At 61.3% G+C, this 517-nt stretch carries 1 protein-coding gene; it reads left to right on the top strand.

Annotated features, from left to right (window positions below; translation table 11 throughout):
• Positions 1-193: 193 nt before the first annotated feature.
• A partial coding sequence (locus tag ACVA58_RS27775) for a cation diffusion facilitator family transporter (protein WP_446513481.1) occupies positions 194-517 on the top strand: 324 nt, incomplete at its 3' end.

Genomic DNA, 517 nt, shown 5'->3' with positions numbered 1-517 from the left:
CATTGGGGGGATTCTGTCATCGACGGCACTGACTCTGCTGGTATTGCCGGTCCTCTATCGCCTGGCACACCGCAAAGACGAAGCCGAGGAGACGGAGCGTGCGGGCGAGATGGCACCGCGGACTGCCTAACGGAGATGGAGTCGCCGGCGCGGACCTCGATGGTCCGCGCCTCTTACATAAGGAGCTTTCGCCATGGGCGCAGGACATGACCACAGCCATGCAACCGGGAACGAGCGTGCATTGAAGATCGCGCTCGCGCTGACCAGCACTTTTCTGGTCGCCGAGTTGGTCGGCGGCATCTTGACCAAGAGCTTGGCGCTGATCTCCGATGCCGCGCATATGTTCACGGATGCCGCAGCACTGGCCATCGCGCTCGCAGCGATTCAGATCGGCAAGCGGCCGGCGGACAAGCAGCGGACGTTCGGGTACTACCGTTTTGAAATTCTGGCGGCGGCTTTCAATGCGCTATTGCTGTTTGGGGTAGCGCTGTACATCCTCTACGAGGCGTATCAGCGC

Source organism: Photobacterium sp. DNB22_13_2 (assembly GCF_052873915.1).
The sequence above is the reverse complement of the archived record's forward strand: the minus strand, read 5'-3'. Positions and strand labels throughout refer to the sequence as shown.